Raw genomic sequence first — 24,659 nt, forward strand, 5'->3', positions numbered from 1 at the left:
GGTTCCGCCGTGTCCTGCCTACGGTGGTGGTGTAGCCGGCTCAGGAGGCCGAGCGGCACGCTTACCGGAGGTAGATCCTGATGCGAGCACTCACCTGGCACGGCAAGCGCGACGTCCGGGTGGAGACGGTCCCCGATCCTGTGCTGCGGGACCCGACCGACGTCATCGTGCGGGTGACCTCCACCGGCGTCTGCGGTTCCGACCTGCATCTGTACGAGGTCCTTGGTCCCTATCTCGACCCCGGCGACATCCTGGGGCACGAGCCGATGGGCATCGTCGAGGAGGTCGGCCCCGGAGTCACCGAACTGTCGGCGGGCGACCGGGTGGTGGTGCCGTTCAACATCTCCTGCGGGAACTGCTTCATGTGTGACCGAGGCCTGCATTCGCAGTGCGAGACCACCCAGGTCAAGGAGCGCGGCACGGGTGCCTCGCTCTTCGGGTTCAGCAAGCTCTACGGGCAGGTGCCCGGCGGGCAGGCGGAATTCCTGCGGGTGCCGTTCGGCAACACCCTGCCCATCAAGGTGCCCGAGGGCCCCGCGGACGACCGGTTCGTCTTCCTGTCGGACGTGCTGCCCACTGCCTGGCAGGCCGTGGAGTACGCCGACATTCCGCCGGGCGGCACGGTGACCGTCCTCGGACTCGGCCCGATCGGTGCCATGGCAGCGCGCATCGCGCTCCACCGGGGCGCGAGCCTCGTGGTGGGCGTGGACCTGGTGCCCGAGCGGCTGAGCCGCGCTCACGCGGACGGTGTGAAGGCCCTGGACCTGCGCCGGTACGGCAAGGACCTCGGCGACAAGATCCGGGACCTGACGGACGGGCGCGGCACGGACGCCGTCATCGACGCCGTCGGAATGGAGGCACACGGCGCGCCCCTGGCGAAGGCGGCCCACTGGGGCGTCGGCCTGCTGCCCGGTGCCGTGGCCGAAAAGTTCATGGACCGCGCCGGCATCGACCGGCTCAGCGCTCTTTACGCGGCGATCGACGTCGTCCGCCGCGGGGGAACTATCTCGGTGGTCGGTGTCTACGGCGGCGCGGTCGACCCCATGCCGCTCCTGACCATGTTCGACAAGCAGATCCAACTCCGCATGGGGCAGGCCAACGTCAAGCACTGGGTGGACGACATCCTCCCGCTCCTCACCGACGAGGACCCGCTCGGCGTCGACGACTTCGCCACGCACCACATGTCCCTGGAAGATGCCCCGAAGGCGTACCAGATGTTCCAGGACAAGGAAGACGGCATGATCAAGACGCTCCTCAAGCCGTGACGGGGACCGGCTCGCAGTACGGCCAGACGTCGGTCCCGCAGCTGTCGGGACCGGCTGCGCGGTCGAAGACGTTGCTCAGGGGTGTACCCCGGGTCGGCTCCTACCAGCGGAGGACAGGCAACCGCCTTCCCCCGCAGGGGGGTTGAACAAAAATCGGGCTTTCCGGATGAGTCGCTCAGCGGCGCGGCAGGACAAGATCGTCCATGTCGATCACGCCGTTCGGAAGGACCGCCCCATATGCAAAGACGTGTACTCGTCCCCTTGCTCGCCGTGAGCGTCATGGCGGCTCTGGCGCCCGGCCTCGCCGCGACCGAGGCCGCCGCGAGGCCAGGGGCCCGCACCGCGCCCGCAGCTACTTCGGCCGACGCTCTGCGCCCCTTCACCCAGCAGAAGCCGGTCTGGAAGCAGTGCGGCTCCGAGACCCCCGCCGCTTTTCAGTGCGCGACCCTGAAGGTTCCGCTGGACTACCGCGCTCCCCGCGGCAAACGGATCGACGTGGCCATCTCCCGGCTCCGGACCAGCGCGCCCGGTAAACGTCACGGCGTGCTGCTCTCGAACCCGGGCGGCCCCGGCAACCCCGGACTGGAACTGCCGATCGAGCTGAGCAGCCGACTGCCCCAGCAGGTGACCGACCGGTACGACCTCATCGGGTTCGACCCGCGCGGCATCGGCAGGAGCAGCCCCGTGCGGTGCGGCCTCGACCCCGAGGAGAACACTCTCCTGCGCCCACTGCGGACCTTCGACAAGAACGTCGCCCTGGCCAGAGCCACCGCCGACAAGTGCCGTAAGAAGGAGGGAAGCACCCTCCGGCACATCACCACCCGGAACACGGCACGCGACATGGACGTCCTGCGCGCCGTCCTCGGCGAGCGGAAGATCTCGTACTTCGGGACCTCCTACGGCACCGCCCTGGGCGCCGTCTACACGCAGATGTTCCCCCGGCGCGCCGACCGGTTCGTCCTGGACAGCGCCGACGACCCGCAGCGGATGTGGCGAGGGATGTTCCAGGTCTGGGGTCCGGAGGTGGAGCGGGCGTTCGAGCGGTGGACGAAGTGGACTGCCGCGCACGATGCGACGTACCGCCTGGGCGACACACCGGCCGCGGTGAGCAAGAGTTTCTGGGACGTGGTCGCCAGGGCCGACCGCGATCCCCTCCTCGTCGACGGGACCCGGCTCGACGGCGCCGGGGTGCGCGACCTGACGCGCAGGGACTTCTACACCGTGCGCGCGGGAGCTCAGCGGGTCGTGCAGCTGAAGGAGGCCGCCCAGGGGAGCCCGGCGGGCCCTGAGGGCCCGGCGCTGCCCCGGTCCCCGCGACAGCCCGACGCATCGGGCGCCCTCACCGTGGCGTGCAGCGATGCCTCCTGGCCGCGCGACATCCAGACGTATCGCAGAGACTCGATCCGCGACGCGCACCGCTACCCCCTCTACGGGGACTTCGTCTCCGGGGTCACGCCCTGCGCCTTCTGGGACAAGGCCGTTGAACCCGCCACCGTGGTGGACAACGACGTACCGGTGCTCATCGTGCACAACGAATGGGACTCCCAGACCCCACTGGTCACCGGACAGGCCATGCACCGCCAGCTGAAGGGCTCACGCATGGTGACCGTCGACGAGGGCGAGGGCCACGGCGTCCACGGCACGAACCGGTGCGCGGACGCCGCGGTCAACTCCTACCTGGCCACCGGCAAGATGCCGGCCGCCGACGTGACGTGCCGGGCGGACGCCGACAAGCGGCGGACGCCGTCCATGCTCCCGGCGCCGGGGCCCTTGGGCTGACCACAGGGCCGCCGGCCTGTCCTGAGCGGCCGACGGCCGTGCTCCGCCCTCGGCATTGACAGGGCGATCGGCACGGGCAGGATGAGACGCGTGCCGTCCACCGACAAACGCATGGGACGGTTGCTCGACCGTCGGGGCCGCGCCCAAGCACGGGGCGATCACCGCAGCTCCCGACGGTCCGGTACCGCATGACGACCCCGCTCATAGGGGCTGTCGTGACAGATGAGAGGGTCGGGCGAGTGAGCGAGACACCGACGAACACCCTGCAATACCGCTTTGACGGGCCGGAAGACGCCCCGGTCCTGATCCTGGGCCCTTCCCTCGGGACGACCTGGCACATGTGGGACCGGCAGGTGCCCGAGCTGGTCAAGCAGTGGCGCGTGTTCCGTTTCGACATGCCCGGTCACGGGGGCGCGCCCGCGCACCCCTGCGGCTCCGTCGGCGAGCTCGCTCAGCGGCTCCTCGCCACGCTCGACGAGGTCGGCGTGCAGCGCTTCGGTTACGCGGGCTGCGCGTTCGGCGGTGCCATCGGCGCCGAACTCGCCCTGCGGCACCCGCAGCGCGTCGCGTCCCTGGCGCTGATATCCGCCTCGCCCCGCTTCGGCAGCGCCGACGAGTTCCGCCAGCGCGGAGTGATCGTGCGCAGCAACGGCCTCGACCCCATCGCGCGCACCTCCCCGGAGCGCTGGTTCACGCCCGGCTTCGCCGCCGCGCAGCCCGCCATCACCGACTGGGCCGTACAGATGGTCCGCACGACCGACCCGGGCTGCTACATCGCCGCCTGCGAAGCCCTCGCCGCCTTCGACGTGCGGGCCGAGCTGGGGCGGATCGGGGTGCCCACGCTCGTCCTGGTCGGCTCGGAGGATCAGGTCACCGGGCAGGGCGAGGCCCGCACCCTGGTCGCGGGCATCCCGGACGCGCGCCTCGCCGTGGTGCCGGGATCGTCCCACCTGGCCCCGGTCGAGCAGCCCGCGGCCGTCACCGACCTTCTCGTACGCCACTTCTCCACCGCCTGGCAGCTCGCGCCCGACGCCACCGGGACGCACGCGGCGATCAGCGCACCGCCGGTCAAGCCGGTGCTCGCGCCGCCGATCCCCGTCTTCCCCGTGGCCGAGATCGGCCCCACGGAGCAGCCCGAGGCCGTGGGCGGCGGACGCCCCGACCCGTACGAGGCGGGGATCAAGGTCCGCCGCGAGGTGCTCGGCGACGCGCACGTGGACCGCGCCCTCGCCGCGGCCGACGACTTCTCCACGGACTTCCAGGAGCTCGTCACGCGCTACGCCTGGGGCGAGGTCTGGAGCAGGCCCGGCCTCGACCGGCGCTCCCGCAGCTGCGTCACCCTCACCGCGCTCGTCGCGGGCGGCCACCTGGACGAGCTGGCCTTCCACACCCGCGCGGCCCTGCGCAACGGCCTCACCCCGCAGGAGATCAAGGAAGTCCTGCTCCAGGCGGCCGTCTACTGCGGCGTCCCCGCGGCCAACTCCGCCTTCAAGGTCGCCCAGGCCGTGATCCGCGAGGAAACCACGCCCCAGGAGTGAGGCGTAGCAGGATGGGGACATGACGACTGCCGCGAAGCGCATCAAGCTCACGAAGAAGACACACGCCTGCGTCCGCCTGGAGCGGAACGGCCGGAGTCTCGTCATCGACCCGGGCGGCTTCAGCGAACAGGACGCGGCGCTCGGCGCCGACGCGATCCTCGTCACGCACGAGCACCCCGACCACTTCGACGAGGACCGGCTGCGCGCGGGCCTCGAGGCCAACCCCGCCGCCGAGATCTGGACCCTGCGCTCCGTCGCGGAGAAGATCTCGGCGGCCTTCCCGGGCCGGGTGCACACCGTCGGGCACGGCGACACCTTCGAGGCCGCCGGGTTCGACGTGCAGGTGCACGGCGAGCTGCACGCCGTGATCCACCCGGACATCCCGCGCATCACGAACGTCGGTTACCTGGTGGACGGTTCGGTCTTCCACCCGGGTGACGCGCTGACCGTCCCGGAGCAGCCGGTGGACACCCTGATGCTGCCGGTGATGGCGCCCTGGAGCAAGATCTCCGAGGTCATCGACTACGTGCGCGAGGTCAAACCCCAGCGCGCCTACGACGTCCACGACGCGCTGCTCACGGACCTGGCCCGGCCGATCTACGACTCGCAGATCGGGTCGCTGGGCGGCACCGAGCACCTGCGGCTCACGCCGGGGGAGTCCGCCGAGCTGTGACCGGCGGCCCCGGGGCTGTCAGTGGCGCCCGGTAGGTTGGGAAGCATGCGCATTGCCACCTGGAACGTGAACTCGATCACCGCTCGGCTGCCCAGGCTCCTCGCCTGGCTGGAGAGCAGCGGTACGGATGTGCTGTGCATCCAGGAGACCAAGACCACCGCGGAGCAGTTCCCCGCCGCCGAGCTGCGCGAGCTCGGCTATGAGTCGGTGGTGAACGCGACGGGCCGGTGGAACGGCGTCGCGCTGGTCTCCCGCGTGGGCATCGACGACGTGACGACCGGACTGCCCGGCGGCCCCGACTACGACGGCATCCAGGAGCCCCGCGCGATCTCCGCCACCTGCGGCCCGGCCCGCGTCTGGTCGGTCTATGTGCCGAACGGCCGCGAGGTGGACCACGCGCACTTCGCGTACAAGCTCCAGTGGTTCGAGGCCCTGAAGGCCGCGGTCGCCGCCGACTCGGCCGGCGACAGGCCGTTCGCGGTCCTCGGTGACTTCAATGTGGCGCCGACCGACGCGGACGTCTGGGACCCGTCCCTCTTCGAGGGTGCCACGCACGTGACGCCCGCCGAGCGCGCGGCGCTCGCGGCGCTGCGCGAGGCAGGCCTCTCGGACGTCGTGCCGCGCCCCCTGAAGTACGACCACCCGTTCACGTACTGGGACTACCGCCAGCTCGGCTTCCCCAAGAACAGGGGCATGCGCATCGACCTGGTGTACGGGAACGAGGCCTTCACCAAGGCCGTGACGGACTCGTACGTGGACCGTGAGGAGCGCAAGGGCAAGGGCGCATCCGATCACGCGCCGGTCGTGGTCGACCTCGACGTGTGACACAGCGGTGAGCGGGTGCGGTGACGGCCGGAAGAGACACCTCCGGCCGCCGCCCGTCCCCTACGGCTCCAGCAACCGCAGATCCACCGACTCCGCGATCGCCGCGAGCCCCGCGTCCCCGGGGTGAAGATGGTCCCCGCTGTCGTACTCCGCCCGGATCCGCGCCGGATTCGCCGGGTCACGCAGCACCGCGTCGAAGTCCAGGACGGCGTCGAAGTCGTCGCCGCCCCGCAGGTAGGCGTTGACCTTCGTCCGCTCGGCATCCGCCGCCGCCGTGCACAGTGATTCGCCCTGGCAGGGCGCGATCGTCGCGGCCACCACCCGCAGGCCCCGCGCGTGCGCCCGCCCGGCGATCTCGCGCATCCCGGTGATGACCTGATCCGCCGACGCGCCCCACCGCACGTCATTGACCCCCTCGAAGACGACGACCGTACGGGCCGACGTCTGGGCGAACACATCCCGGTCCAGGCGGTGCAACGCGCTCACGCCGCCCGTGTCCGTGGAGACCCCGTCGCCGGGGTAGCGGTCCGCGATCACGCGGTTCGCCGAGATCCCCTGGTTCAGCACGCCGAAGCGCGGGACCTCGTCCTGCTGGAGCAGCCGCGTCGCCAGGACGTTGGGCCAGCGGTGGTTCGCGTCCTGCGTCGACTTCACGCCGTCCGTGATGGAGTCGCCGAGCAGCACGACCGATCCGGGGCCGCCCGACACGTCGACGCCCGTGAGCAGCGGCCAGGTCGAGATCGTCGAGGTGTACGCCGCCGGGGAGCCGTCCGCCGCGTGGTCGCCGGGACCGCTCACGTACGAACGCTGAATGGCCTGGCTGTGGACGGGCGCGGTCGTCACCGTCTCGGGGAGGTGGAAGCTCACCAGGAGGTTCGTGTCCTCGGGCACATCGAAGTCGAGCGGGTCGCTGAACGCCTGTGCCCCCGCCGGGAGTTCAGTGCCCTTCTTGCCCCGGAAGGACAGCGGCACGGGCTCACCGCGCGCCCCCGCCCCGGACCCCTGGACCGCCACCGTCGCGCTCCCGATCCGTACCGGAGCCGAGGCGAAGGTGTTGTCGAGCCGGATCCGCACCCGGGGCCCGCCCGTACTGGTGTGGACGACGAGCCGCACGGTCCGGTCGGCCCACGGGCCTACCGCGGTGTACCCGGCCGTCGACGTCGACCAGCTGCCGGTCCACCCCTTCGCCGGCTGCCGCACGGAGAGCGCGAAGACGTGCAGATCCGGGGCGCCCGGGTCCTTGGGCAGGGTCACCGACGTGACATCGCGCCCACGCACCACCGGCACGGTCACGACGTACAGCTTTGCCTTCTCGGCGAGTTGGCCGCCCGGAGTGTTCACGTGCGGCAGCGCGACCGCCTTCGTGGCGAGCGGGCCCGCGCGCCAGTCCGGCGCCGTCAGACGGTACGTCCCCTTCGAACCGTCCCCGTAGCGCACCGTCCCCGTGCCGCTCGCCTCGCCGCCCGTGCCCGCGACCAGGAAGGCCAGGGCGTCCCCGCGCCCGCGCACCCGCACGGACTGCCCGTCGGCGCGTACGTTGTCCCGCTCGCCCGGCTCCGTGCGGGGCAGGGTGAGCCGCGCCCCGTCCACGGCGAGCGAGTGTCCCGGGGTCCAGCCCGCCGCGTCGAGGTCCCGCGCGGAGAGCGAAGCGCCCGAGCCGTCGAAGTCCGCGTCCGCGGGTCGCGCGTCGTCACTGACCGCCCTGTTGTCGAAGAGCCGCTCCAGAGGGAGCGGCCCGGGTCTGTGCGGGGCGGCTTGCGCCGTTGCCACGGGGACGGCACTGGCGAGTACCACCAGTACGGCTGCCGCTCCCCATGAACGTCGGCCTGGACGTTGGCGCATGTAGACCCCCGGGGCTGTAGCTGACGTGACGACAGGTGCGCCATGAAGCTAAGGAGGCCGGGGAGAAGCGTCAATGAGGTGCGCGTGAACATGACCCGAACTCACCGCGATGCCGGTGTCGGGTGCGGCTGAGCGGCTCGCACCGGCAGTTCGCCGACGCGTCGGGGCTACTCGCATGATTCCGTGATCAACTGACGCAAGTTACATTCGTTGGACCGGGGAGCAGAGGCACCCTCACGGAGAGGCCGATCATGAACATCTCCTTCTTCGACAGGTGGCGCAGGCAGTCCGCCGACCGGAGCCCAGGACTCGCCTCGGTGTTCGACGAGGATCCGGCCGGCGTGGCCGAACTCCTTTCCGAATGCGAGCTGCTGCGTTCCCAGGCAGCCACCGCCGGGCTCGAACTCGACGACTCCCCGGCCTCGTTGACGGCGCTCGACCAGCTCCTGCCGCGCTGGCGCGACGATCCCGAACTGCTGCCGTGGCTCGGCAACGACGCGGGTCTGTACCTCGGTTCGGTCATCGTCCGCCGGGTGCCCGGCGCCACCTGGCACGTCTGGCCCGGCGGCAGCCCCGTCGTGTGGCTCCCCTCGGGGCGGGAGATCCAGGTGGTGGAGGCGGGGCTCGACTGGGCGGTGCAGGGCGCTCCGGAGCTGTCCCAGGTCTACGCGGAGGCGTCGGAGTCGTAGCCGCGGGATGACGTAAGTGCAAATACGGTTAATGCCCATAAGAGCGTGTCGTCCAGTAAGTCCCGTTTTCACGTGGATAGTTTGCGCGGACCGACACCGCTGAGAGTGGGCAGGGCAGGGCATGGCCGTCGATCCGCTGATCGAGCTGCGTGATGTGAACAAGTACTACGGGGAGCTGCATGTCCTCCAGGACATCAACCTCACCGTCGGCAAGGGGGAGGTGGTCGTGGTCATCGGCCCGTCAGGGTCGGGGAAATCAACGCTCTGCAGGACGATCAACCGGCTGGAGACGATCCAGTCGGGAGCCATCGCACTGGACGGGCAGCCACTTCCCGAAGAGGGCAAGGCCCTGGCCTCGCTCCGTGCCGACGTAGGCATGGTGTTCCAGTCCTTCAACCTCTTCGCGCACAAGACAGTGCTGCAGAACGTCTCCCTCGCACCGGTCAAGGTGCGGGGCAAGAAGAAGGACGACGCCACGCGGCGCTCCCGCGAGCTCCTGGACCGGGTGGGCCTCGCGACACAAGCCGACAAGTACCCGGCGCAGCTCTCGGGCGGCCAGCAGCAGCGCGTGGCCATCGCACGCGCGCTCGCCATGGAGCCCAAGGTGATGCTCTTCGACGAGCCGACATCGGCCCTCGACCCCGAGATGATCAACGAAGTGCTCGAGGTCATGCAGGGACTCGCCCGTGACGGCATGACCATGGTCGTCGTCACCCACGAGATGGGCTTCGCCCGTTCGGCCGCCAACCGCGTCGTCTTCATGGACGCGGGCCGCATCGTCGAGGACCGGGCCCCCGAGGACTTCTTCAACAACCCGGAGAGCGACCGCGCCAAGGACTTCCTCTCCAAGATCCTCAAGCACTGACGGGGGGACAGGCATGATGCGTACGACACGTCTGCTCGCGGCGCTCGTCCTCGCCGCCTGCGCCGCGACCGCCTGCGGCAAGGAGGGCAGCCCCCCGGTGAAGGGGCCGCAGCCCGACGAACTGCCCAAGTACCAGGTGGCGACGGGCTTCACACTGCCGCAGTCCAGTACCTGGAAGAAGGCCAAGAGGCGCGGTCACCTCGTCGTCGGGGCCAAGGAGGACCAGCCGTTCCTCGGCGAGAAGAACCCCGCCACGGGGCAGTACACCGGCTTCGACATCGAGATCGCCAAGATGATCTCGGCCTCGCTCGGCTTCGACCCGAACTCGATCCGGTTCCGCACGATCGCGTCGGCGAACCGCGAGACCGCCCTGCAGAACGGGCAGATCGACTACTACGTCGGCACCTACACCATCAACGACCTCCGCAAGAAGCTCGTCGGGTTCGCCGGCCCCTACTACATGGCGGGCCAGGGCCTGCTCGTGCGCACCGACGAGGACGACATCAAGGGGCCGCAGGACCTGAACGGCAAGAAGGTCTGCTCGGCGGCAGGATCGACCCCCTACCAGCGCATCCAGAAGGAATACCCGAAGGCGATCCTCGTCGCCTACGACACCTACTCGGTCTGCGTCGACAACCTGCTGACCTACCAGGTGGACGCCGTCACCACCGACGACGCCATCCTGATCGGGTACGCCGCCAAGGTGCCCGACGAGCTCAAGGTGGTCGGCAAGCCGTTCTCGAAGGAGCCCTACGGCATCGGCGTCCCCCGGAGCGACAACGCCCTGCGGTTCGCCGTCGACGACGCCCTCGCGGCCCGGGAGAAGGACGGCGACTGGAAGAAGGCCTACGACGCCACCCTCGGCCTCTCCGGGGTCCCGGCGCCCGAGCCGCCCGCCATCGACCGCTACCCGGCGAGCTGAGGAGGCGTCGTGGACGTACTGACAGACAACTTCTCCACCTTCGGTGAGGGGTTCCTCGGGACCGTCGAACTCACCGTGTACGCCTCCATCCTGGCCCTCGTGCTCGGCTTCGTCATGGCGTCGTTCCGGGTGGCGCCGGTCGGCTCCTTCCGGGTGTTCGGCACGGCCTGGGTGACGGTTCTGCGCAACACCCCGCTCACGCTGCTCTTCTTCGCGGTGCTGCTCGGGCTCCCGCGCTTCGGACTCGTCCTGCCCTTCAAGGTGTTCGCCGTACTCGCACTCGGCTGCTACACCTCCGCCTTCATCTGTGAGGCACTGCGTTCGGGCATCAACACCGTCCCCAAGGGCCAGGGCGAGGCGGCCCGCAGCCTGGGGATGACCTTCGGACAGACGCTGTCCATGGTCGTGCTCCCGCAGGCCTTCCGGTCCGTCATCTCACCGGTCGGCTCCAACCTCATCGCACTGGCGAAGAACTCGGCGATCGCGGGCGCGTTCAGCGTCACCGAGCTGCTCGGCACGTACAAGACGCTCAGCGAGCTCGGCTACAACATCATCTGGACGTTCGTCTGGATCGCCGTCGGCTACCTGATCATCACCCTCGCCATCAGCGCCATCTTCAATGTCCTCGAAAAGCGCTGGGGAGTCGCCCGATGAAAGCCCTCTCCCACGATTCCACCGCCCTCTACGACGTGCCAGGCCCGAAGACCGAGCGCAGACACAAGCTCTACGGACTGCTCTCCACCGTGGTGCTGCTGGCCCTGTTCGGCTGGATCCTCTACCTGCTCTTCGACACCGACCAGTTCACCGAGACGAAGTGGATGCCCTTCGAGTACAAGGGCATCCAGGAACTCCTCCTGAGGGGCCTGGGCAACACCCTCAAGGCCTTCGCCATCTCCGCGGTGCTCGCGCTCGCGCTCGGCGGGCTGCTCGCCATGGGGCGGCTGTCCGAGCACCGGCCCGTGCGCTGGCTGGCCACGCTCCTCGTGGAGTTCTTCCGCGCGATGCCGGTCCTGGTGATGATCTTCTTCGTCTTCGTGGCGCTGAAGGTCCAGGCGCTGCCCGCCCTGGTCACCGGGCTCACGCTCTATAACGGCTCGGTGCTCGCCGAGGTCTTCCGTTCGGGCGTCAACTCCGTGGACCGCGGGCAGCGGGAGTCGGCGTACGCGCTCGGCATGCGCAAGACACAGGTCATGAGTTACGTCCTGGTGCCGCAGGCCCTGCGCGCCATGCTGCCCGCCATCATCAGCCAGTTGGTGGTGGCCCTGAAGGACACCTCGCTCGGCTTCTTGATCACCTATGAGGAGTTCCTCCACGCCGGGAAGCTGATCGCGTCGAACCTCGACTACGATCTACCTTTCATCCCCGTGGTTCTGGTGATCTCGCCGATCTACATCGGGATGTGCATGCTGCTCTCGTGGTTCGCCCAGTGGGTGTCCAAGCGACAGCGGCGCAATCCCAAGACCGAGGCCGCGGAAGTGGCGCCGGCCGAACCAGGGACGCTGCTGCCGGGTCCGCAGTAGCTAAAGGGGCCAGGGCCCGACCCGGCAGCAGCCGGTGATCACTGTTCGCGCAGCGGGACCGACACGTACGACGGGTCGGACGCGGGCGAGGAGAAGGTCAGCTGCGAGCCGGACGGGTTGTGCTCGATGTAGAGCGGGTCGACCGTGTCGACCACCAGGGCGAGCTTGTGTCCTGCCGGGACGTCGTAGGCCGTGGAGAACAACTCCAGGTCCACGCCGAACGGTTGGCCGGGGGTCTTGCCGTGGAAGGTGTACGGCGCGTTGCTGACCAGCTTGCCGAGGCCGAGCGGGCCCACGTCGTAGAGGTACGCGACGAGGGTGCCGCTCTCCTTGGTGCTGGAGAGCGTGGTGTGCAGCTTCGCCGTCCCGCGCACCCGCTGGGCCGTGTCGTACCTCTCCGACTGCCAGACGCCCGCGTAGCGCCGCGGAAGCAGCGGCATGGAGGCCATAGGCGGGATCTTGAGGAACTGGTCCAGGGTGTTCGAGAGCAGCACGGTGCCGCCGTTGGCGCCCGAGTCGACGTTCGTGCGGAGCGTGGTGGAGCCCGCCAGGTCGATCTTCTTCCGCGTCGCCCCGACGGACTTCCAGTCGGGGTAGCCCTCGTAGCCGCCGGTCGAGCGGGACTTGAGCTGGATGGGCTGCTCGGTGTCGACGCCGTTCTGCTCGCCCTTGAGGTAGCGGTCGAACCAGCGCTGGGTCGAGGTCCAGGTGTCGTTGGGCAGCCCGAACAGGCCGGTCAGCTCGGCGGTCGCGTGGTCGCCCGGACGGAATTCGAGGCGCTTGGGGCCCGTCAACTGTTCGTAGAACTCGGCGTATTGGTTGGGCGGGAAGATCGTGTCGCCCCAGGCGTTGCCCAGCATGACGGCCGCGCCGTTCTTGTTGATCTGGTTGATGTAGGTCGCGGGGGAGCGCTTGGCGCCCCACGCGATCATCTCGTCCTCCTTGTCCAGGTTGGACGCGAGGAAGTCCTTGAGCGTCTGCTGGAGTTCGGGGCTCGGGCGGCCCGTGAGGATTCCGGCGCCGCCGAGCAGTCCCGCGGCCTGGCGGTGCTGGGTGCGCCCGCTGTAGATGGAGTCGATGAGGTCGCCCCAGCCGCTGAGGGCGGCCACGGCCTTGATCCGCTTGTCGTGCCCGGCGGCGAGCAGGCTGATGCCCGCGCCGTACGAGACGCCGCCCATGCCCACCTTCGCGGGGTCGGCCGGGGTGTTGGCCAGCGTCCAGTCGATGACCTTGGAGGCGTCCGCGATGTCCTCGGGGCCGCCGGTCTCGATCTCGCCGCCGGACTGCCAGAAGCCGCGCGAGTTGTAACTGACCACGACATAGCCGGAGTCGGCGAGCTTCTGGGCCTGCGCGACGTACTCGATCTGGGGCATGGCCCAGCTGGTGGGCAGCACGATCGCCGGGAATCTCTGCCCCGCCGTCGCGCCCTTGGGGGCGAAGACGTTGGCCTTGAGGATCGTGCCGCCGTCGCCGGGGATGTCGACGAAGCGTACGTCTGTGGCGCTTGCCGCCTGTGGAGCGGCCGCCGGGGCAGCCTGGGCGGCCGGGGCGAGGCCGAAGGCGGCGCCGGCGACGAGAGTCGCCGACACGGCGCCCACGGTGGTCGTACGCAGAGCCTTGCGCGGTTGTCCCACGGGTCACTCCTTACTCGTGCAAGCAAAGTGACCCGACGGTAACCTCGGGGCTTTACCGGGGGTAACCCGTCGGTAAGTTACGCCCCGGTAACGATTGTTGAGTGATCTACTTCAAGGCGGCCGGTCAGCTCAGCGCGCTCTTCGTCTGCCAGTCGGCCCACGAGATGTTCCACTCGCCGTAGCCGTTGCCCGGGTCGGGCACGCCCTTCGAGCCGCTGCCGGAGACCTCGAAGGGGTCGCCGACCCGGACCTGGCCGTAGAGCCAGGAGGCGTCGCCGTCGCTCATGCCGATGCAGCCCGAGCTGTGGTTGGTGTTGCCGAAGTACGAGGCGTTCCAGGGGGCCGCGTGCGCGTACATGCCCGACCAGGTCAGGCGCATCGAGTTGTCGACCATCTTGTCGTAGGCGTCACCGAGGCCGACCGTCTCGGAGCGCATGTTGATCGTGCCCTCCTTGGCCATCAGGACGGACGTGCCGCCCCAGGACGCCTTGTCACCGCCGGGGGTGCCCGCCGACATCGGGACCGTCCTGACGCTCTGTCCGTCGCGCACGAGCGTCGCCTGCTTGCTGTCGAGGTCGACCTTGACCTTCTGGGCCTTGCCGACCGTGAAGCCGGTCGCGTAGTCGCGCACGAACCAGCCGCCGCCGGTGCCCGAGTCGATCCCGCCGAGACGGGCGTCGAGCTTCACCTTCGTGCCGGACTCCCAGTACTCCTTGGGGCGCCAGTCGACGCGGTCCTTGCCGTCGTAGTTCTTGATCCAGCCCCAGGACCCGGTCGTGTCGTTGGAGGTCGTCACCTTCAGGTGCCTCTCGACCTCGGCCTTGTTCTTCACCGGGTGGTCGAAGACGACCGACAGGGGCTGCGCGACGCCGACCGTGGTGTCCTTGCCGGGCGTCAGGGACAGCTTGTTCACCTGCTCCGGGGCGGCCGTCCTGAACGATGTCCGCGCGCTACCACCCTCGTCCGTCGTCGCCTTCACCTTGTACGAGGTGCCGGGCACCGCCTTGCGGTCCGAGGTCCAGGTGGTGCCGCTCGCGCCGACCTTGCCGGCCAGCTTCGCACCCTCGGAGTCGGTGACCTCGACCTGCTTCAGCTTGCCGTCGGCCAGCTTCACCGTGACCGGGGAGCCCGCCTTGGCCTGCTTGCCCCGCAGGTTGACGGATATGTCCGGCTTGGCGGCGGCCGTGTCGGCGGACGCGGGGGTGCTGCCCGAACAGGCGGTCAGGGCGGCGGCCAGCGCCGCGAGGCCCGCGGCCGTGACCGCGGCCCCGGCGTGGCGGGAGCGTGTGGGGCGTCGACGGCTCTGCGAGCTCAGGGGCCTCAAGGGAACGTACCTCCGTGCGAATGTGGAACTGCACGGTGAGAGGGACAAAGGTCCCGGTGGGTTGCCTCTTGCCCCGAATTTCCCGACTAGGTCACAGAGGCGGCCTATGGGACGGGCGTGACGATCGGTGCGCGGTGACCGCTCGCCTACTTGGCGCGATGGGACGTGCGGGGCGGAGTGATCGCGGGCGCCGGGGCCTGGGCGGCGCGGGTGACGTCACCGACGAGCTCGACGACGTCGGGACCGTACGCCTGGGAGTTGACGACCTTCAGGAGCAGGACGAAGGTGTTGGCGCCGTGCTTGCGGGCGAGGCGCTCGTGGTGCCGGGCGAGATAGCGGGTCGCCGCCTGGTTGGTGATCGCGCGCTGGCCGCAGAAGACGAAGACGGGTCTCGCCTCCTGGTCCTGCCCCGCGGTGAGCCGCGCGAGGATCACGTACTCCGTGATGCCGCCCTCCATGCGGTAGCGCTCGCTTCCGATCTGGAAAGCGCCGCGGTCCGGGCCGGGCTCCGGGTCGGTGTTGATGCGCACGCCGGGCAGCAGGGAGTGCATGTGCGCGGCCATGCGGCGGTTGACGGCCGGGGAGCCGACGCAGAACTCCGTGCGCTCGCCGAAGCTCTGCTGGGCGGCGTCGTGCGCGACGAGCTGGGCGTGCGCACCGCAGTCCTTGATCAGAGCGGCCAGTTCGAGCAGCGCGAACACGTCGTGGCGTACGACGGTGAGCTCGGGGCCGCCCGCCTCGCGGTTCACCACGAGCAGCGACTCGGCGTTCTCGGGCAGCCCGAAGAAGGCCTGCTTGCGGCGGAGCTTGCGGCGCCAGAGGTAGGTACGGGCGAGCCAGCCCAGCACGGCGCCCAGGCCGGCCGCGATCAGGCCGAGGACGATGTTGCGCACGTCTTCAGTCATGGGGGCGCATGCTAGCGGGCTCTAGGACCCGTGTTCGAGGGGGTCCTGACGTGGCAGGGGAAGCGAAGTTACGCTGCGCGGACGGTTGTTGACTGGAGGTACGAATGCGTCGTGCTGTCGTACGGAATCTGACGCTATTGGCGGTCGGAGGGGTATTGGTGTCGGTCGGAGCGGCCGTGCCCCCTTCGTCTCCGCGCACCGCTGAAACGGCTTCGAGGACCCCGGAGAAGACACCACTCGCCGTCGGTCATGGCGGCGCCGTCTCCAGCGTCGACCCGGATGCGTCCGCCGCCGGGATCGAGGTCCTGAAGAAGGGCGGCAACGCCGTGGACGCGGCGGTCGCCACGGCGGCGGCCCTCGGCGTGACCGAGCCCTACTCCGCGGGTGTCGGGGGCGGCGGCTACTTCGTCCACTACGACGCCAAGAGCCGCAAGGTCAGCACGATCGACGGGCGCGAGACTGCCCCGCTGACCGCCGACTCCGGCCTCTTCCTGGAGGACGGCAAACCGATCCCCTTCGCGGACGCCGTCACCAGCGGCCTCGGTGTGGGCACACCCGGCACCCCCGCGACCTGGGAGTCCGCGCTCGACAAGTGGGGCAGCAAGCGGCTCGGCACGCTCCTGAAACCCGCCGAGCGGCTCGCGCGCGACGGTTTCACGGTCGACGGGACCTTCCGTTCGCAGACCGAGTCGAACCAGCAGCGGTTCGCCGACTTCCCGGCCTCCGCGAAGCTGTTCCTGCCCGGCGGTGCGCTGCCCGTGGTCGGCTCGACGTTCAAGAACCCCGACCTCGCGAAGACGTACGAGGAGCTGGGGCGCAAGGGTGTCGGTGCGATGTACCGCGGCGGCATCGGCAAGGATGTCGTACGGACCGTGAACAAGCCGCCGGTGGACCCGGCGTCCGGGCGGGTGGCCCGGCCCGGCGACCTGTCGGCGAAGGACCTGAAGGCCTACGCGACAAAGCGGCAGGCGCCGACGAAGACCTCCTACCGGGGCCTCGACGTCTACTCGATGGCTCCCTCGTCCTCCGGCGGCACGACCGTCGGTGAAGCGCTCAACATCCTTGAGCGGACCGACCTTTCGAAGGCGTCGAAGAAGAAGTACCTGCACCGGTTCATCGAGGCGAGCCGGGTCGCCTTCGCCGACCGCGGGCGGTGGGTGGGCGACCCCGCCTTCGAGGACGTACCGACGAAGGAGCTGCTCTCGCAGAAGTTCGCCGACTCGCGGGAGTGCCTGATCCGCGACGACGCGACCCTGAAGAGTCCGCTCGCACCGGGCGACCCGCGTGACCCGGCGTCCTGCAAGTCCGGCGACAAGGCGGCCCCGACCACGTACGAAGGGGAGAACACGACGCACCTCACGGCTGCCGACAAGTGGGGCAACGTCGTCGCCTACACCCTGACCATCGAGTCGACGGGCGGCAGCGGGATCACCGTGCCGGGGCGCGGATTCCTGCTCAACAACGAACTGACCGACTTCTCCTTCGCGCCGGCCGACCCGGCCGTGCACGACCCGAATCTGCCGGGCCCCGGCAAGCGGCCCCGGTCCTCGATCGCGCCGACGATCGTCCTGGAGAAGGGCAAGCCGCTGGTCGCGCTGGGATCGCCCGGCGGTGCCACGATCATCACCACGGTGCTGCAGACCCTGACCGGGTTCGTCGACCGTGGCCTTCCGCTCGTCGACGCGATCGCGGCGCCGCGCGCCAGCCAACGCAACGCCGCGCAGACCGAGTTGGAGCCGGGGCTCTGGGAGAACTCGGTGCGGGCCGATCTGGAGGCGATCGGGCACTCCTTCAAGCAGAACCCGGAGATCGGCGCGGCCACCGGGGTGCAGCGGCTGCCGGGCGGCAAGTGGCTCGCCGCGGCGGAGAAGGTGCGACGTGGTGGCGGATCGGCGATGGTGGTGCGCCCGGAGTAGACGGTAGGGGAGAGCGGGCGGGCCCTCGCGGGCCCGCCCGGTGGATTCAGCGGGCCGCGCAGTTCTGCTCCAGCTCGTTGGCCGCCCAGCGGATCGGCCCCTCCGGGTCGTCGTGCAGGTAGCGCAGCACGGGCAACGCCGCGCGTACCGCAGCGAGTTGAGCGTCACCTCGGCCGCCGCGTGCCTGGTGGACGTCCGCCAGGTCCGCGATCAGGAGGAGCAGCGTGCTGCGGGCACGGTTGTCCGGGTCGGTCATGATCTCGACCAGGAACGGGATCGCCGGGACGGCGGCGGTCGATGCCGCCTCCTTGGAGACGAGGAGGCGGTAGAGGTCGTGGACCGCGTCCATGGCCGTCTTCTTGTCGTCCGACGTCACCTTGCCGATCAGCTCGGGGACCATGTGTCCCGGCCCGCGCGCGGTCCACAGCGAGCCCCAGTCGACACTCTCCAGGCGTAGTTGTAGATCGCGGTGCGGCCACAGCTTGTCCAGGTCGAGGCGGAGCGCGGCGGTGGAGTCGGCGTCGGTCACGCGCAGGATGCCGCCCGCGCCGTCCGTGCTGTCCGCGTCCAGGCCCAGGAACTTGATGCCGGTGCCGAGGCGGAGGTTCGCCACCGCGTCGGACGCCAGGTCCCAGACGCGCACCAGGCCGTCCGCCCAGGCCGCGGCGAGCGCGGGTCCGGTGGGCAGGACCGCCGCGGCGAGTGAGCTCACCGGGGTGCTCCTGCGGGCGAACGGCGCGCGCAGCGGCTTGCGGCGGGTCGACCAGTAGCGGATCACGCCGTGCGCGTCGCCGCTCAGGACCAGGCGGGTGCCGCTCGCGAGCTCCAGGCAGGTCACCGAGGTCACCGGGGCGCGATGCAGGGCGAGGGTGATGGTCTCCGGGTCCTCGTCGTCCGTCTCGCGGACGTGCACGCAGCCTTCCGTGTCACCCGCGACGAGCAGCGTCGGACCCTGGAGCGAGGCCACCGCCCTCAGCGTGCCCGGTGCCTCGACGAGCGAGGCCGCCGCTCCGGCGACGACGGGCGGCTGCGGGTACTCGCGGGTCAGGACCGTCCACCGCCCGCGCGGGTCGGCGTCACCGGCGGAGAGTGAGACGGGGTCCAAGTCCTCCAGCGGCAGCGGCACTTCGGCCGGCGGCCGGATGTCCTTGTCCGTCCACTCAAGGCCCAGCGTGCGGGCCACGTCGAGCAGCGCAGCGCGGGTACGGCCGTTGAGCACGATCTTGAAGTCGGCGCCGGGGCCCCGCCCATGACGTATGACCGCGTCCGGAGCGCCGTACGAGAGTGCGTCGGTGCCCATCTCCTGCCAGGGCAGCAGGCCCAGTTCGCGGTACGAGGCCTCCAGGCGTCGTACGACCTCGGGGTCGGCGTCCACGGTGTCGCGGCCGAAGCGCAGCGTCCAGCCGTAGTGCGCGGGCATCCGCTCGAAGGCGAGCTGCATCAGGAACTCGGAGAGCGAGCGGCTCTGCGGCACCCACTCGCCGCCGACGCTCACGACGACCGGCGGGTCGGGGAGTTCGGCGTCGGCGGCGAGATAGCCCCACTCGTGGGCGTAGTGGTACTCGGACATGAACACGCATACGCGGGTGTCCGCGAGGTGTGTGTCCGCTTCGAGCTCGGAGATCCTGGGCGGCCACTGGGTGTGGACCCAGTACAGGCGGGGGTTGAAGGCGAAGGAGTTGAGCGGGGAGTCCCACCATTCGTTGAGCGCCTGGGGGACCGGCAGGTCCCAGTCGACGCCGTGCTCCTTGTTCTCGCCGCCCCAGCGGGAGTGGCCGGGCTCGCCACCCGGGTCCTCGTAACCCCACTCGCGCTGCACTTCCGCCAGCAACGACCAGCGGGAGCGCCCCTGTTGGCGTGCCAGTCGGTCAGCGAACTGTCCGTAATCCATGATCTCGTGTGTCACCGATGCATCGTACGGATGATCTACGTGACAGATGTCTTCGCGGCGTCACAGGGCGGTGAGGATGCGCGGGCCTTCGTGCGTGATCGCCACCGTGTGTTCCGCGTGGGCCGCGCGGCTACCGTCGTTCGTGCGCAGCGTCCAGCCGTCCGGGGCCGGGTGGTAGTGGTCGGTGCCGCCGCTGATCACCATGGGCTCGATGGCCAGGGCCATGCCGTGCTTCAGGGGCATGCCGCGGCCCGCACGGCCTTCGTTCGGGACGCCCGGGTCCTCGTGCATGCTGCGGCCGATGCCGTGGCCGCCGAAGTCTTCCGGAATGCCATAGCCCGCGTCCCTGCACACCACGCCGATCGCGTGCGCGATGTCGCCGATGCGGTTTCCCACGACGGCCGCGGCGATGCCGGCCTCCAGGGCGCGCTCGGCGGTCTCGATGAGGCGTACGTCCTCGGGGCGTGGCTCGCCGACGGTGAAGCTGATCGCCGAGTCGCCCACCCAGCCGCCGAGTTCGGCGCCGAAGTCCGCGGAGAGCAGGTCGCCGTCCCGCAGGCGATAGCCGGTGGGGATGCCGTGCACGATCGCGTCGTTCACGGACGCGCACAGGACCGCGGGGAACGGCGTGGGGGCGAACGAGGGGCGATAGCCGAGGAAGGGTGAGGTCGCGCCCGCTGTGCGCAGCACGTCGTGCGCCACCTCGTCCAGCTCCAGCAGGGAGACACCGACGTCCGCGGCCTCCCGTACGGCGGTGAGGGCCTGGGCGACGATTCGGCCCGCTTCGCGCATCGCGTCGATAGATGTGTCTGTCTTGAGTTCCACCATGCCAATTACTATACCGGTATGAGAATGGTTTCCGCGCGCGGTCGGGACTAGACTGACCGCATGGTGCGGACCCCCCTGACCCCAGAAGAGCGCGAACGCGGCGAGCGGCTCGGCCGGCTCCTGCGCTCGGCGCGCGGTGAGCGGAGCATGGTGGAGGTGGCCGCGAGCGCCGGTCTCTCCGCCGAGACACTCCGCAAGATCGAGACGGGGCGGGCCCCGACGCCCGCGTTCTTCACCGTGTCGGCGCTGGCGGTGGCGCTCGGCCTCTCGCTGGACGAGGTGGCCCAGGCGTGCGCGATGGTGCCGGTCTAGCCGACGCCGCTACGCCGGTCTGGCCGACCCCGCCGCGCCCGGCGGGGCGGCCGGAAAACTGCGTGTAGTCGTCCCGTAACACGTCTGGTGTTATCTTCCGCACCGGAAGACTCCAGGCTCCATGGGGCGGTGCTGGCTCGGATGGCAGTAGGGCAACTCCCTGAACAGGTACGGGATTTCGCGAGGTACCTGAGAGATCTCCTGGCGCGGCTCGATCCGGGCGCCGGGTGGTGCGGCGTGTTCTGGTCCCGTGACCCCGAGGGGATGCAGGCCTGCCTGGACGGCGCGGAAGTGCCCCCCTGGGATGTGGTGGAGGCGCTGCTGCACGACCTGGCCACGGCGTACGGGGCGCAGGCCGCCGAGCGCGAGACGCGGCGGGCGCGAGCGCTGCACGCGGCTTCGCTCGCCGCGTACGACGCGCGGCCCGGGGGTCATGGGCTGCTCGGTGAGCGCCTCGACATGATGCTCACGGAGCAGCGGTTCGCCGTGGAACGGCAGGCGGAGCTTGGCCGCTCGCTCGCGGTCGCGGCCTCGCAGGTCGAGGTGGAGCAGCTCAACCGCGATCTGGCCTGGGTCCGCGACGACCTCGAGCGTGCGACCGCGCGGTGCGCGGAACTCCGGGAGCGCATCGAGGGGTTGGACCGGGCGGGCCGCCCGCAGTGGGTCGACTTCGGTGCGCCGGTTTCGGACGACTTCGCGGCGGTGGAGGCGGACGACTTCGCGGAGCGGGACCTGGACCTGGACTCGAACCCGGAGCCGGCCCAGGGCGCCGGCGCACCCCGTGTCCCCAGGCAGGGCCGTAAGTCACGCGACCCCTCCCGCCGCACGCGCCGCCCCCGCGGCGCCCGTTTCGCGGGGTTCACCGGGGTGGACGACGGCGAGGGAGCGGAGGGCCCCGGCCCGGTCACCGTACCGGCGACGGCCGTGCAGTCGCCCGCCGCCAACAGCCCGCGCGGTGCGCGGTTCGGGCCTGCCGCCGAGGAGCCGGGCGCCCCCGTGGTCCGAGACATCGCGGAGCCGGACCGTGACGACGCCGGGCGGGCCACCGCCGACGCCGTCGCCGAACTCATCAAGCTCCGTGGCGAGGGCCGCAGCGGCGAGGCGCACGGTGTGCTCGTCGAGGCCGCGGGGTGGCCCGCGTCCCGCCTGCCCGTGTTCGCCGGTGAGCTGCACCGCGCGGGCCTCGGCGCCGACTGGTCGACGCTGCTCTGGGAGGCCGCGTCGCTGCCGCCCGACCGGCTGGTCGCGCTCGCCGACGCCCTCGCCGGAGCGGGCCGCGCCGAGGACTGCCGCAAGCTGCTGCGGCAGGGCGTGTCCCGCCCCGCCCCGGAGATCGCCGAGGCCGTGCTCGCGCTGATCGACGCGGGCCGTGAGCGCGAGGCCCGCGCCCTGCTCGACGCCTACATCCGCGTCCGTACCCCCGAGGACACGGCAGGCTGCGCCCACACCGATCCGTACCGCCTCATCCCGCTGCTGCTCCAGGCGGCCCAGGGGGTGTCGGACGAGAGCCACTGGGATCTCGTGCACGCGCTGCGCGTCGCCGGATTCAGCACCTGACGCGCCCGCTCCGGCTGCGCGTTCAGCGCCGCTTCTCGTCCGGTTGGGTGCGAAACATGATCGACTCTGCCGGTTAACGGCGATGGTCTTGCCCAGCCCGTCGGGGAGGCTTACGTTTTCCTGTCTACGCACCAAGTCTACGGGCGTAGAAGCTCTCTGACGTCCCGTCGAAGGAGCAGCTCATGGCCAACGTCGTACGCGCCGCACTGGTCCAGGCAACCTGGACAGGCGACACCGAATCCATGATTGCCAAGCACGAGGAGCACGCCCGCGAGGCGGCCCGCCAGGGTGCGAAGATCATCGGTTTCCAGGAAGTGTTCAACGCCCCCTACTTCTGCCAGGTGCAGGAGCCCGAGCACTACAGGTGGGCCGAACCCGTGCCGGACGGGCCCACGGTCACGCGGATGCAGGAACTCGCCCGCGAGACCGGCATGGTCGTCGTCGTCCCGGTCTTCGAGGTCGAGCAGTCCGGGTTCTACTTCAACACCGCCGCCGTCATCGACTCCGACGGCTCGTATCTGGGGAAGTACCGCAAGCACCACATCCCGCAGGTCAAAGGGTTCTGGGAGAAGTACTACTTCAAGCCGGGGAACGCCGGCTGGCCCGTCTTCGAGACGGCGGTCGGCAAGGTCGGCGTCTACATCTGCTACGACCGCCACTTCCCCGAGGGCTGGCGGCAGCTCGGCCTGAACGGCGCGCAGATCGTCTACAACCCCTCCGCCACGTCCCGCGGCCTCTCCGCCTACCTCTGGCAGCTGGAACAGCCCGCCGCGGCCGTGGCCAACGAGTACTTCATCGCCGCGATCAATCGCGTGGGCGTCGAGGAGTACGGCGACAACGACTTCTACGGCACGTCGTACTTCGTCGACCCGCGCGGCCAGTTCGTCGGCGAGAGGGCGAGCGACAAGACCGAGGAACTCGTCGTCAGGGACCTGGACTTGGGGCTCATCGAGGAAGTACGCCAGCAGTGGGCGTTCTACCGGGACCGCCGCCCCGACGCGTACGAAGGACTGGTACAGCCGTGAGTGACCTCCACACCCGCCACAAGGCCGTCCTGCCCGAGTGGCTCGCGCTCTACTACGCCGACCCGCTGGAGATCACCCACGGGGATGGCCGCCGCGTCTGGGACGCCGACGGCAGGCAGTACCTCGACTTCTTCGGCGGCATCCTCACCACCATGACCGCCCACGCGCTGCCCGAGGTGACCAAGGCGGTCAGCGAGCAGGCCGGGCGGATCATCCACTCGTCCACGCTCTACCTCAACCGGCCGATGATCGACCTCGCCGAGCGGGTAGCGGGCCTCTCCGGCATCCCGGACGCCCGGGTCTTCTTCACCACGTCGGGCACCGAGGCCAACGACACGGCCCTGCTCCTGGCCACCGCGCACCGCCGCTCGAACCAGATCCTGGCCATGCGCAACAGCTACCACGGCCGCTCCTTCACGTCCGTCGGCATCACCGGCAACAACTCCTGGTCGCCCACCAGCCTCTCGCCGCTCCAGACGCTGTACGTGCACGGCGGCGTCCGCAGCCGCGGGCCGTACGCCGCGCTGAGCGACGCCGAGTTCATCGAGGCCTGCGTCACCGACCTGAAGGACATGCTCGGGCAGGCGCGCGGGGGAGTGGCGGCGCTGATCGCGGAGCCCATCCAGGGGGTCGGCGGCTTCACCTCGCCACCGGACGGGCTCTACGCCGCCTTCCGCGAAGTCCTGTGGGAGCACGGCATCCTGTGGATCTCGGACGAGGTGCAGACCGGCTGGGGGCGCACCGGTGACCACTTCTGGGGCTGGCAGGCACACGCCGAGAACGGGCCACCGGACATCCTGACCTTCGCCAAGGGCATCGGCAACGGCATGTCCATCGGCGGCGTCGTCGCGAGCGCCGAGGTCATGAACTCCCTCGACTCCAACTCCATCTCGACGTTCGGCGGCTCACCGGTCACCATGGCGGCCGGCCTCGCCAACCTCACGTATCTCCTCGAACACGACCTCCAGGGCAACGCGCGCCGCGTCGGCGGTCTGCTCATCGAGCGGCTGCGCGCCATCTGCGCCCAGCTGCCCGTCGTACGCGAGGTGCGCGGCCGGGGCCTGATGATCGGCATCGAACTGGTCAACCCCGCAACGGGCGAGGCCGATCCGCGGACGGCCGGCGCCGTGCTCGAAGCGGCCCGCGAAGGCGGCCTCCTCATCGGCAAGGGCGGCGGCCACGACACCAGCGTCCTGCGCGTCGCCCCGCCGCTCTCGCTGACCGTGGCGGAGGCGGAAGAAGGGGCGGCGATCCTCGAACAGGCCCTGCGGAGCGTCTAGTTCACGTGACTCGATGATGCAGTTCACGTGCCTCGACGCGGTTCACGTGCCCCGTGGTAGTTCACGTGC

At 70.2% G+C, this 24,659-nt stretch carries 21 protein-coding genes; 15 read left to right on the forward strand and 6 right to left on the reverse strand.

The window, feature by feature from the left end:
- Positions 1-80: 80 nt before the first annotated feature.
- From ACIBCK_RS16870 to ACIBCK_RS16890, 5 genes are all read left to right on the forward strand, one after another.
- Positions 81-1,265, forward strand: coding sequence for a zinc-dependent alcohol dehydrogenase (locus tag ACIBCK_RS16870; RefSeq protein ID WP_399390895.1), 1,185 nt, complete (start codon positions 81-83; stop codon positions 1,263-1,265).
- A gap of 237 nt (positions 1,266-1,502) precedes the next feature.
- Positions 1,503-3,044 (forward strand): alpha/beta hydrolase, encoded by a 1,542-nt coding sequence (locus ACIBCK_RS16875; RefSeq protein WP_399390897.1) that lies wholly within the window; start codon positions 1,503-1,505, stop codon positions 3,042-3,044.
- A 239-nt stretch (positions 3,045-3,283) separates the two neighbouring features.
- On the forward strand, positions 3,284-4,582 hold the full coding sequence (gene pcaC / locus ACIBCK_RS16880) for a 4-carboxymuconolactone decarboxylase (RefSeq protein WP_399390899.1): 1,299 nt from the start codon (positions 3,284-3,286) through the stop codon (positions 4,580-4,582).
- Between the two features lie 40 nt (positions 4,583-4,622).
- Positions 4,623-5,255: an MBL fold metallo-hydrolase gene (locus tag ACIBCK_RS16885; RefSeq protein WP_399391508.1), complete on the forward strand. Its 633-nt coding sequence runs from the start codon at positions 4,623-4,625 to the stop codon at positions 5,253-5,255.
- Positions 5,256-5,300: 45 nt separating this feature from the next.
- The gene (locus ACIBCK_RS16890) at positions 5,301-6,080 is read left to right on the forward strand and encodes an exodeoxyribonuclease III (protein WP_399390901.1); all 780 of its coding nucleotides are present in this window, start codon (positions 5,301-5,303) and stop codon (positions 6,078-6,080) included.
- A gap of 60 nt (positions 6,081-6,140) precedes the next feature.
- Here the strand turns inward: ACIBCK_RS16890 and ACIBCK_RS16895 are convergent, their stop codons facing one another.
- Positions 6,141-7,922 (reverse strand): SGNH/GDSL hydrolase family protein, encoded by a 1,782-nt coding sequence (locus tag ACIBCK_RS16895; protein WP_399390903.1) that lies wholly within the window; start codon positions 7,920-7,922, stop codon positions 6,141-6,143.
- A gap of 251 nt (positions 7,923-8,173) precedes the next feature.
- Between ACIBCK_RS16895 and ACIBCK_RS16900 the strand changes: the two genes are divergently transcribed.
- From ACIBCK_RS16900 to ACIBCK_RS16920, 5 genes are all read left to right on the forward strand, one after another.
- Positions 8,174-8,611, forward strand: coding sequence for a DUF6278 family protein (locus tag ACIBCK_RS16900; RefSeq protein WP_399390905.1), 438 nt, complete (start codon positions 8,174-8,176; stop codon positions 8,609-8,611).
- Positions 8,612-8,732: 121 nt separating this feature from the next.
- Complete coding sequence (locus tag ACIBCK_RS16905) at positions 8,733-9,476, forward strand: amino acid ABC transporter ATP-binding protein (protein ID WP_399390906.1); 744 nt, start codon at positions 8,733-8,735, stop codon at positions 9,474-9,476.
- A gap of 13 nt (positions 9,477-9,489) precedes the next feature.
- Positions 9,490-10,398 (forward strand): glutamate ABC transporter substrate-binding protein, encoded by a 909-nt coding sequence (locus ACIBCK_RS16910; RefSeq protein WP_399390908.1) that lies wholly within the window; start codon positions 9,490-9,492, stop codon positions 10,396-10,398.
- A gap of 9 nt (positions 10,399-10,407) precedes the next feature.
- The gene (locus ACIBCK_RS16915; protein WP_367046260.1) at positions 10,408-11,052 is read left to right on the forward strand and encodes an amino acid ABC transporter permease; all 645 of its coding nucleotides are present in this window, start codon (positions 10,408-10,410) and stop codon (positions 11,050-11,052) included.
- A complete protein-coding gene (locus ACIBCK_RS16920) occupies positions 11,049-11,918 on the forward strand; it encodes an amino acid ABC transporter permease (RefSeq protein ID WP_367046262.1) in 870 nt (289 codons plus the stop codon). The genes ACIBCK_RS16915 and ACIBCK_RS16920 overlap by 4 nt, the downstream gene beginning before the upstream one ends.
- Before the next feature lie 38 nt (positions 11,919-11,956).
- On the opposite strand, the gene ACIBCK_RS16925 is transcribed toward ACIBCK_RS16920, so the two are convergent.
- The 3 genes from ACIBCK_RS16925 to ACIBCK_RS16935 all read right to left on the reverse strand — a co-directional run bounded on the left by ACIBCK_RS16925 (position 11,957) and on the right by ACIBCK_RS16935 (position 15,781).
- Complete coding sequence (locus tag ACIBCK_RS16925; RefSeq protein WP_399390911.1) at positions 11,957-13,552, reverse strand: CocE/NonD family hydrolase; 1,596 nt, start codon at positions 13,550-13,552, stop codon at positions 11,957-11,959.
- Positions 13,553-13,676: 124 nt separating this feature from the next.
- On the reverse strand, positions 13,677-14,876 hold the full coding sequence (locus ACIBCK_RS16930) for an Ig-like domain-containing protein (protein WP_399390912.1): 1,200 nt from the start codon (positions 14,874-14,876) through the stop codon (positions 13,677-13,679).
- Positions 14,877-15,022: 146 nt separating this feature from the next.
- Positions 15,023-15,781: a hypothetical protein gene (locus tag ACIBCK_RS16935; protein ID WP_399390914.1), complete on the reverse strand. Its 759-nt coding sequence runs from the start codon at positions 15,779-15,781 to the stop codon at positions 15,023-15,025.
- A 104-nt stretch (positions 15,782-15,885) separates the two neighbouring features.
- Here ACIBCK_RS16935 and ggt point away from each other — a divergent pair, with 104 nt between their 5' ends.
- On the forward strand, positions 15,886-17,697 hold the full coding sequence (gene ggt / locus ACIBCK_RS16940; protein WP_399390916.1) for a gamma-glutamyltransferase: 1,812 nt from the start codon (positions 15,886-15,888) through the stop codon (positions 17,695-17,697).
- A gap of 46 nt (positions 17,698-17,743) precedes the next feature.
- On the opposite strand, the gene ACIBCK_RS16945 is transcribed toward ggt, so the two are convergent.
- Positions 17,744-19,603 carry a WD40 repeat domain-containing protein gene (locus ACIBCK_RS16945; RefSeq protein ID WP_399390918.1) on the reverse strand — a complete coding sequence of 620 codons (1,860 nt, stop codon included), beginning with the start codon at positions 19,601-19,603 and terminating at the stop codon, positions 17,744-17,746.
- Between the two features lie 45 nt (positions 19,604-19,648).
- Entirely contained in the window at positions 19,649-20,416 is a 768-nt protein-coding gene (gene map / locus ACIBCK_RS16950; protein ID WP_399390920.1) for a type I methionyl aminopeptidase, read from the reverse strand.
- A 60-nt stretch (positions 20,417-20,476) separates the two neighbouring features.
- Here map and ACIBCK_RS16955 point away from each other — a divergent pair, with 60 nt between their 5' ends.
- The 4 genes from ACIBCK_RS16955 to ACIBCK_RS16970 all read left to right on the forward strand — a co-directional run bounded on the left by ACIBCK_RS16955 (position 20,477) and on the right by ACIBCK_RS16970 (position 24,590).
- A complete protein-coding gene (locus ACIBCK_RS16955; RefSeq protein WP_399390921.1) occupies positions 20,477-20,728 on the forward strand; it encodes a helix-turn-helix domain-containing protein in 252 nt (83 codons plus the stop codon).
- Between the two features lie 237 nt (positions 20,729-20,965).
- Positions 20,966-22,285, forward strand: a complete 1,320-nt coding sequence (locus tag ACIBCK_RS16960) for a hypothetical protein (RefSeq protein ID WP_399390923.1) — start codon at positions 20,966-20,968, stop codon at positions 22,283-22,285.
- 182 nt (positions 22,286-22,467) lie between these two features.
- Positions 22,468-23,310, forward strand: coding sequence for a nitrilase-related carbon-nitrogen hydrolase (locus ACIBCK_RS16965; protein WP_399390924.1), 843 nt, complete (start codon positions 22,468-22,470; stop codon positions 23,308-23,310).
- Entirely contained in the window at positions 23,307-24,590 is a 1,284-nt protein-coding gene (locus tag ACIBCK_RS16970; RefSeq protein WP_399390926.1) for an aspartate aminotransferase family protein, read from the forward strand. The genes ACIBCK_RS16965 and ACIBCK_RS16970 overlap by 4 nt, the downstream gene beginning before the upstream one ends.
- The last annotated feature ends 69 nt before the right edge of the window (positions 24,591-24,659 follow it).

This window comes from Streptomyces sp. NPDC051218 (genome assembly GCF_044455475.1).
In the GTDB taxonomy this organism is placed as follows: Bacteria; Actinomycetota; Actinomycetes; order Streptomycetales; family Streptomycetaceae; genus Streptomyces.